Origin of the sequence: Microbulbifer sp. (assembly GCF_036563125.1) — a bacterium.
GTDB lineage: Bacteria > Pseudomonadota > Gammaproteobacteria > Pseudomonadales > Cellvibrionaceae > Microbulbifer.
On sequence record NZ_DATCMV010000175.1, the window covers coordinates 20099 to 29276 of the forward strand.

Here is a 9178-nt window from a genome sequence, read left to right on the forward strand (position 1 = left end):
TTCGGCCCGTCTGTATTGGGGCTGGTTTTCGGCGGTGCACGGTTTTTCTGCTATATAAAAACTCAGGTGCCGTTCTTGAGAAAATACCGCCAGTCGGGCCGGTGCGCGGAAAACCGCGTTATCAACAAAACTCTGTCGGTAAGACACTTCGAGAGCGCGTCGAAAGGCCTATCGAAAGGTAGCGCCCAAGGGAACCAGGCTACAGCAGCCACTCCCGAAGCTCTCGCCGACCTGACCCCGTAGAAACGGGATTTTTGCGAAGGTAAGACGGGCTGACGCCCGCAGCGCTTGGAACAAACTCGATTCGTTACATCTCGCTCCGAGAACGATCCGCCAGCGACCGAACTGGCCCCCGGCCCCAACAGCGATGCCCAATGCCATCCCTGCGCCGCCGGTAAAAACTAGACAAGACTGCAAAGGGCCCAGCCACGAGCCGGCCCCGGAGCCAGAAGCGATGTAACCCATGCCTGCCCTACCCGGCTGGCAGCCAGGACCCGCCCGAGAACTTTGCGAGGCCGGCCTGGCAGGAAACGGATGCCACACGAGACCAGGCATCCGGAGTTAACAATGTATGACGCCCACAGGCGCCCATTGAGGCGGCCAGATGCTGAGCGCATACACACTGCCGTGAACCGTGGGATTACCCCCCTTTTCACCGCCGTAACCACCAATGCCTGCGAGCTTCAGCGGTGTTTTCCCTTCGCGCAACGCAAGGAAAATACGAACGCATGAAGAGAATGCTGATCAACGCAACCCAGCCGGAAGAGCTGCGCGTTGCTCTGGTCGACGGCCAGTGGCTGTACGACCTGGATATCGAAAACCGCACCCGCGAGCAGAAAAAAGCCAATATCTACAAGGGTAAAATTACCCGCGTTGAGCCCTCCCTCGAAGCCGCCTTCGTCGACTACGGTGCAGAGCGCCACGGCTTCCTCCCCCTGAAAGAAATCTCCCGCGAATACTTCAACAAACAGCCCAAAGAAATCGAAGGCCGCATCAAGATCAAGGATGTGGTTAAAGAGGGTATGGAAGTCATTGTCCAGGTGGACAAGGAAGAGCGCGGTAACAAGGGCGCAGCCCTGACCACCTTCATCAGTCTCGCCGGTCGCTACCTGGTGCTGATGCCCAACAACCCGCGTGCCGGCGGTATCTCCCGTCGCATCGAAGGCGAAGAGCGCAGCGACCTGCGCGACGCGCTCTCCGACGTGGAAGTGCCCTCTGGCATGGGCATCATCGTGCGCACCGCCGGTGTAGGCCGCAGCGGCGAGGAACTACAGTGGGACCTCAACTACCTGCTGCAACTGTGGACCGCGATCAAGAAAGAAGCCGACGACTCTAAAGCGCCCCACTTCCTGTTCCAGGAAAGCAACGTCATCATCCGCGCCATCCGCGACTACATGCGCGATGACATTGGCGAAGTTATCGTCGACGAAGAAGGTGCCTACCAGCTGGCTGCCGAGTTCGCCCGTCAGGTGATGCCGAACTACGCCAACAAGGTGAAGTACTACGAAGACAACATCCCGCTGTTCAATCGCTACCAGATTGAAAGCCAGATCGAGACTGCGTTCGAACGCGAAGTGAAGCTGCCTTCAGGCGGTTCTATCGTGATCGACGTCACCGAAGCCCTGGTCTCTATCGACATCAACTCCTCCCGCGCGACCAAGGGTGGCGACATCGAGGAAACCGCGCGCACCATCAACCTGGAAGCCGCGGACGAAATCGCCCGCCAGCTGCGCCTGCGCGACATGGGTGGCCTTGTGGTCATCGACTTCATCGACATGCAGAACAAGTCGAACCAGCGCGAAGTTGAAAAGCGCATGGAGAAGGCTCTGGGCATGGACCGCGCCCGGGTACAGGTAGGCCGCATCTCCCGTTTCGGCCTGCTGGAAATGTCCCGCCAGCGCCTGCGTCCGTCCTTGGGTGAAACCACCTTCCGCGTCTGCCCCCGCTGTAGCGGCCAGGGCACCATTCGCGGCACCAAGTCCCTCGCCCTGTCCATCCTGCGACTGGTGGAAGAGGAAGCGAAGAAAGAGCGCAGCGCAGAAATCCGCGCGATCACCCCGGTGAACGTGGCGACCTACCTGCTCAACGAAAAGCGCAAAGCCATTTCCAATATCGAAGCGCGCAACCGCACCCGTGTGGTGGTGGTGCCTAACGCCGATCTGGAAACCCCGCATTTTGAAGTACTGCGCCTGCGTGATGACGACTCCGCGACCGTCGAGACCTCCTACAAGATCTCCGGCACCATCGAGGAAACCGTCAACAAGAACCGCGAAGAAGAGCCCTTGCGCGCACCGACCGCGGCCCAGCCCGCCGTGCAGCAAATCGCGCACACAGCCCCGGCACCGACCCCGGTGGCGAAGCCAAAACCGAAAAAGGAAGTTGTGTCGAAGCCCGGATTGTTCAGCCGTCTGATCGGTGCCATCGCCGGCCTGTTCAGCGGCGGCGAAGAGGAGAAATCCGAAGGCAAGCACAAGAAGACCAAGGGCCGCGGCAAAGACTACCAGCAGCAGCGCAACCGCAATAACCAGCGTGGCGGACGCGGACGCGGCCGTGGCAATCGCGGCGGCCGCCGCGATGAGCAGACCGGTGACGAGCGTGAAGAACGCAAGGCAGACAGTCGCTCCCGCCGCGGTGACAGAAACCGTGACGACAGAAGCCGCGACGAAAACGCACCTGCTGAGCGCCGTCAGGAGACTGCGGAAACTGCGCGCGACAGCGGCCAGGACAGCCGCGAAGGTCAGCGCGACGGCCAGCGCCGCAACCGCAGACGCCGTGGCGGTGATCGCGGAGATCGCCGCGAGCAGCAGCCAACCGCAGCGGAAGTCGAAAGCACCAACCTCGATAGCGAAGCACAGGCCGATGAGTCCGATGACGACCAGCAGCGCCCGGCGCGCCGCCCGAGCAATGTGCGCGGACGCCCACAACCCCGCCGTCGCGGCCGCCGTGGTGAAACCGGTGACACCAGCGATACTGCGGATAGCGAACAGCAAGAGCTTAATCGCGAAGTCAACGAAGCCATTGACACTGCGGAACGCGAAGCTGCCGCCAAGCCGGTGCGCGCTGAAAAGCCAGCAGCCGATAGCGAAGGCCAGCGCAAGCGCGACCCGTGGGCTGAAAGCAAACCACAGGTAGCCGCACCGACCGCCGCAGAAGTTGCAGTGGAAGCACCGGTGGCAAAAGCCTCTGAAGAGAAATCCGAAGAGAAGCCTGCGGTAAAGCCGGCCCCGCGCCCAGCCAAAGTTGAAGCCGTAGCCGTAGCCCCCACGGCAGAGACCAGTGAAGTTTCTGCAGCACAAGAGCCCGTTGCCGCTGAAGAACCAGCTCCGAAAGTGATCAAGCCGGAAACTGCACCGGTCGCTGAAACCACTTCCGAGGTTGAACAGCCGGCAGAAACCGCTGGCAGCGAAGACGCCAAAGAAGTGGTTAAGACTGAGGAGCTGGTTGCGAGCGAGGAAGTGGTTGAAGAAGTGGCCGAGAAAGCTGCTGAAGAAACTACTGCCGAAGTCGCACAGGTTGAAACCGAAACCGCAGCTACTGCAGAAGTTCAGCCAGAAGCAGCTGTGGAGCAACCCAAAGCCGTGGACACTACCACTGCACCGGCTGCCGCCGCACGCCAACCCGGCCGTGCCGGCAACGACCCGCGCATCAACCCCAAACCACTGGTTGATTTAACCGTCGTTACCGCGCATCCGGAAGTCGGCGAACTGCGCCCGCTGGACACCGCCCAGCCGGCAAACATCGCCCACAACCCGCGCCCACTTCAGCGCCCCGCCAATGACCCTCGTGTCAAACGCGACGCGGCAGTAGAAGCTGGTTCCGACTCTGCGGAAGCCGGCTGAGGGGTATAAAAGGAAATCCTCTGGGTTAGCTGTTTAAAAATGCAGCTAACCCATTGAACTTCCTAAAAAAAATTGTCTGCGTACTTGTACCGTAAAAACAGCTCGGTATAATGCGCCAACAATTTGGAGGGGTGGCTGAGTGGCCTAAAGCACCGGTCTTGAAAACCGGCGAGTGTAACAGCTCCGTGGGTTCAAATCCCACCCCCTCCGCCATACAGAAAAACCCGGCTTAATGCCGGGTTTTTTTATTTCGCGAACCCGCCAAAGCTAACCCAACACCCCGGTCCACTAAACTGATGTGACAGCCAAAAGCTCACACCGCAATGGACCTGGACAACCCTACTGAACCCCCGGCAATCGTCGACGCCGAAAGCATTCTTGCCTTCGCCATCGCGCTCGGCCTTGGCCTGTTGATTGGCCTGCAGCGGGAACGTACTTCCGATCGCCTTGGCGGAATCCGGACTTTTCCCTTAATTGCCCTGTTTGGTGCCTTCACCGCATATCTGAGTAGCACACCTGCAACAAGCGGATTGGTGATAACCGGGTTGATTGGCATGGCAGTGCTCATCCTCCTAGGTAACCTTGAGCGACTGCGCGGCAAAGACGACGACAAGGGAATTACCACCGAGGTCAGCGCGCTATTGGTGTATCTGTTGGGCGCATTTATCGTGCTCGGAGACAAAACAGTGGCGGTTGTCCTGGGCGGTACCATTGCGGTATTGCTGCACTTCAAGCCCGGGATGCACGCCTTCGCGGAAAAGCTTTCGGAAAAAGATCTGCGCTCGATCATGCAGTTCGCGGTGCTGTCGATGATCATCCTCCCGGTACTCCCCGACCGCACCTTCGGCCCCTATGACGTGCTCAACCCCTTTTCCATCTGGCTGCTGGTAGTGCTGATTGTCGGCATCGGCCTCGGTGGATATGCGGCGTACAAGATCGTCGGTGCCCGTGCCGGCACCCTGCTCTCCGGTATGATCGGCGGGTTGATTTCGTCTACGGCGACCACCGTTACCTATGCGCGCCAGGCCAAGAATCAGAGAAAGGCGATCGGCCTGGCAGCGCTGGTGATACTGATTGCTTCCACCACCATGTTCATCCGGATGTTCGTGGAAATCGCGGTGGTAGCACCACGAAAGTTGATGGAATTCCTGCCGCCGCTCGGCTCTCTGTTTGCCATCAGCCTGGTCATCTGCGCCCTCACCTATCTACGCATCCGGCAACGGGAGGATTCCATGCCGGAGCCGGGTAACCCGGCGGAAATGAAACCCGCGCTGATTTTTGGCGCACTCTATGCACTGGTCACAATCGCCATCGCCGCGGCCGAGGATCAGTTCGGCAACCAGGGCATCTATGTTGTGGCCTTGATTTCGGGTTTCACGGATGTTGATGCCATCACCTTGTCTACCGCCAATCTTGCCGCCAACGGTGGTCTGGAAGTCAGTACCGCCTGGCGTTCAATGGTAATCGCCAGCCTTGCGAATATGGCGTTTAAAGCCGCTATTTCCGGCGTTATCGGCGGACTTGCGCTGCTGCGATGGGTGTTACTGTTGTTTGCCATCCCATTTGCCACGGGGCTCATACTGTTGTGGCTTTGGCCACACTAACTCTCCCCCAGAGCAAGGCTGGCTTCCGTTGCGCTCAGGTGGTCCTTAAAACTGCTGATTCAGCTCCTGATGGCTCAGCACCGGCTGGATATGAATTTCCGCATCCAGGGCGACAAACAGTCTTTCATTATGCGCGACCAGATTTTTTGGATTTTTCTCTTCAAAAACAAACAGTGCAGCCCTCTTTCCCTCGCGCAAGAAAAAATAAGCGGCTTCCGGCGTGGAATCCGCCACAAAATCGTCAAATACCTTCTGCATGCTGCCATCACTGGCAGCCGCATTGCCTTTTTCAACAGGAATTACAATTTCCATTAATAACCGCACGATGCACCTCTTCGCTGTTTCTTTTCCAATTGAAGAACAATAGGAGAGCTTCGGGAAGTGAGTAACGATCCGGATCATGTGCGGTGACTGACTTCGCAGAAAATTCTACCAGCACATGCAGATGTACACAGGCCGATGCAGCGAGCGCCATCGCAAGGCTTCTCCACTAATAGGTCGCCACATACTTCTATTACTGCTCACAGTCGCTCCATCGCGACGTAAACTCATAAGCAAATTTCCATTCGTCGTCACGCCGACGTGCCAAGTCACCGAAGCAGGCGAAAAGAATACAATTTCAACAAGAATGTTATCCGCTCTAAGGAAAGGCCTCCCTCATGAATAAAGAACTCGAGACCAAGGAAAATAGGGCAGTGGATACTTCGACAAAGTATGTTTCAACCCACGGGCGCGATTTGGCCTATCGGTCGTTCGGTCAAGGCGTCCCACTGGTTTTGTGCCTGAGATTCCGCGGTGTGATGGACAGTTGGGATCCGGCCTTTCTCGACGCGCTGGCACAATATTTTAATGTGATCATCTTTGACTACAGCGGCCTCGGACTTTCCGGTGGCGTTGCAAGCTACAACCGTGAATCCATGGCCAATGACGCCCTGGAACTTATTGACGCACTGGGCTTTGATCAGGTGGTCCTCGGCGGCTGGTCACTCGGCGGAGTGGCGGCGCAGATTGTCACGGCCCGCCACCCGGAACGGGTAAGCCACGCCATTCTGATTGGATCCGTCCCACCCGGGCCGCAGCCGCATCCTGCGGAGGAAATTTTCCTGCCCACTGCGATAAAGCCTGAATACTCACTGGAGGATGAGTACATCCTGTTCTTTGAACCGGCTTCAGAACACAGCCGCACGGCAGCCAATGCCAGTCATAAGCGTATCGCCCAACGCACACAGGAAGACCGTTCACCACCAATCCCCATGGATACACTCATCCGTATTTTGCAGGACTCCCAGGATCCGGAGGCGATTTTTCCCGACCCCGATGGAAGTTACGCAAAGGCAATGGCTGACACCCTTACTCCGATACTGGCCATCTGTGGCGATCACGACGTGGTGTTCCCGGTTGAGAACTGGTATCGGCTGAACCGGAAATGGAAGTCTCTCAATATCGTTACCCTGCCCCAGAGCGGTCACGGCCCGCAGCATCAGGAGCCCGAGTTCTGCGCTGACATCATCGCGTCATTTGTAAAGCACGTTGCAGCTCCAGACTTACGCTAACGAACGTTACCGAAATCACTCTAGATACGGATTGTATTTTCCGGAAACCGAACACCGCGCGGCTTCCCTGCGATTTGCTAGGCTGAAGCTCGTGAATACACATACCGCCCAGATCGAAAGCGCCGGTCCCACGCCAAGAATGAAACGATTCGCGCCAGGCACGGCATCGTCAAACAAAAAGGAGCTCGCAACCCATGCCCACCAAGCCTGAACTTTTAATGCCCGGAAACTGCCAGTTGATCTTTATCGACCAGCAGCCACAGATGGCGTTTGGCGTTCAATCGATTGACAGACAGGTGCTGAAAAACAATGTCATCGCGCTCGCCAAATCCGCCAAGGTATTCAAAATTCCCACCACCATAACGACTGTTGAGACAGAGAGTTTCTCAGGGCATACCTACCCGGAACTTCTCGCTGTTTTTCCCGACCTGCCGCTGCTGGAACGCACGTCGATGAATTCCTGGGACGACCAGAAGGTACGCGATGCACTGGCCAAAAATGGGCAAAAGAAAGTCGTGGTCTCCGGGCTGTGGACCGAAGTCTGTAACAACACTTTCGCATTCGATGCCATGCGCGAAGGCGGCTACGAAATTCACATGGTGGCTGATGCCTCAGGTGGTACCTCAAAGGAAGCCCATGACTACGCCATGCAGCGCATGATTCAGGCCGGCGTTGTTCCAGTTACTTGGCAACAGGTGATGCTGGAATGGCAGCGCGACTGGGCGCGCAGAGATACCTATGACGCCGTAATGGATATCGTCCGGGAGCACTCGGGTGCGTACGGTATGGGTGTGGACTATGCATACACCATGGTGCACAAGGCCGACGAACGCGTGAAACATGGCCCGGTGCAGGAACCCGTTGCGGCAAAAAAATAGTCAGCCAGTATCCAAGAAACTCTGAGGGCGGATCTATGGGAAAGGAGTCCAGCAATGACACTGAAGCCTCTGTTGAAGGTGTATCGCGGCGGGAAGCCGTAAAAGGCGTAGTCAAGGGCACCGCCGCTCTTGGTGCCATGGCGCTATTTGGCCCTTTTGCCGGCAAACGCGCCTGGGGAGGAAATAAAGTTTTGGCAGACCTCGTACTTCGCAACGGGCAGATCACAACCCTAGATCCAAATAAACCGGAAGTTAACGCCATCGCAATCAAAGATGGTCTGGTGCTCGACATCGGCAGCGACAAGGACATCATGGCACTGGCCGGTGGCGAGACGCAGGTGATCGATCTCGGCGGCAAGCGGGTTATTCCTGGCCTGAACGACAGTCACACGCATCTGATCCGTGGCGGGCTGAATTACAACATGGAATTGCGCTGGGAGAATGTCCCCTCCCTCGCCGATGCCCTGCGGATGTTGAAAGATCAGGCAGAGCGCACGCCGCCACCGCAATGGGTACGCGTCGTCGGCGGCTGGTCGGAATTCCAGTTTGCCGAGCGACGTATGCCAACGCTGGCGGAGATTAACCAGGCCGCACCCGATACCCCGGTGTTCATTCTCCACCTCTACGCCCGTGCGCTGCTCAATCGCGCAGCACTCAAGGCGGCCGGGATCGATCGGAATACCCCCAATCCTCCCGGTGGTGTGATCGAGAAAGACAGCAAGGGCGAGCCCACCGGCATGTTGATCGCCAAGCCGTCGGCGTTGATTCTCTACTCCACCCTGGCAAAGGGGCCGAAACTGCCCTTGCAGGAGCAAATCAATTCCACCCGCCATTACATGCGCGAGATGAACAGGTTGGGTATCACGTCCGTCATCGATGCCGGGGGTGGTGGCCAGAATTACCCGGATGACTACGAGGTGGTACAAACGCTCGAGCGTGACAAACAGCTAACCGTGCGCATCGCCTACAACTTGTTCGCACAGAAAGCAGGCTCGGAATTGAACGATTACGAGCGGTGGGTCGCCATGACGGAACCCGGCGCCGGGTCCGCCATGCTGCGGATGAATGGCGGTGGTGAAAACCTGACCTGGTCCGCGGCAGACTTCGAGAATTTTCTTGAACCCCGCCCGGACCTCGCGCCCACCATGGAAAAGGAACTGGAACCCATCGTCGCCCTGCTGGCGGAAAACGCGTGGCCCTTCCGCATCCACGCCACCTACGACGAATCCATCGACCGGTTTCTCAGCGTGTTTGAACGGGTGAATGGCAAGACCCCGTTCAAGACCCGCTTCATCATCGACCAT

The 9178-nt window shown here is 57.7% G+C and carries 6 protein-coding genes and 1 tRNA gene; 6 read left to right on the forward strand and 1 reads right to left on the reverse strand.

What is annotated here, in order from left to right; all coding sequences use genetic code 11:
- Positions 1 to 728 precede the first annotated feature (728 nt).
- The 3 genes from rne (at position 729) to VIL80_RS14880 (ending at position 5443) form a co-directional block, all read left to right on the forward strand.
- Positions 729 to 3839 (forward strand): ribonuclease E, encoded by a 3111-nt coding sequence (rne, locus tag VIL80_RS14870; protein ID WP_332036878.1) that lies wholly within the window; start codon positions 729 to 731, stop codon positions 3837 to 3839.
- A 125-nt stretch (positions 3840 to 3964) separates the two neighbouring features.
- A tRNA-Ser gene (locus VIL80_RS14875) sits at positions 3965 to 4052 on the forward strand.
- Between the two features lie 110 nt (positions 4053 to 4162).
- Positions 4163 to 5443, forward strand: coding sequence for an MgtC/SapB family protein (locus tag VIL80_RS14880; RefSeq protein ID WP_332036879.1), 1281 nt, complete (start codon positions 4163 to 4165; stop codon positions 5441 to 5443).
- Between the two features lie 45 nt (positions 5444 to 5488).
- Here the strand turns inward: VIL80_RS14880 and VIL80_RS14885 are convergent, their stop codons facing one another.
- Positions 5489 to 5845: a hypothetical protein gene (locus tag VIL80_RS14885; RefSeq protein ID WP_332036880.1), complete on the reverse strand. Its 357-nt coding sequence runs from the start codon at positions 5843 to 5845 to the stop codon at positions 5489 to 5491.
- 257 nt (positions 5846 to 6102) lie between these two features.
- Between VIL80_RS14885 and VIL80_RS14890 the strand changes: the two genes are divergently transcribed.
- From VIL80_RS14890 to VIL80_RS14900, 3 genes are all read left to right on the forward strand, one after another.
- Positions 6103 to 6996, forward strand: coding sequence for an alpha/beta fold hydrolase (locus VIL80_RS14890; RefSeq protein WP_332036881.1), 894 nt, complete (start codon positions 6103 to 6105; stop codon positions 6994 to 6996).
- 236 nt (positions 6997 to 7232) lie between these two features.
- On the forward strand, positions 7233 to 7874 hold the full coding sequence (locus tag VIL80_RS14895; protein ID WP_332036882.1) for a hydrolase: 642 nt from the start codon (positions 7233 to 7235) through the stop codon (positions 7872 to 7874).
- 35 nt (positions 7875 to 7909) lie between these two features.
- Positions 7910 to 9178, forward strand: a 1269-nt coding sequence (locus tag VIL80_RS14900) for an amidohydrolase family protein (protein ID WP_332036883.1), incomplete at its 3' end; no start/stop codon positions are given.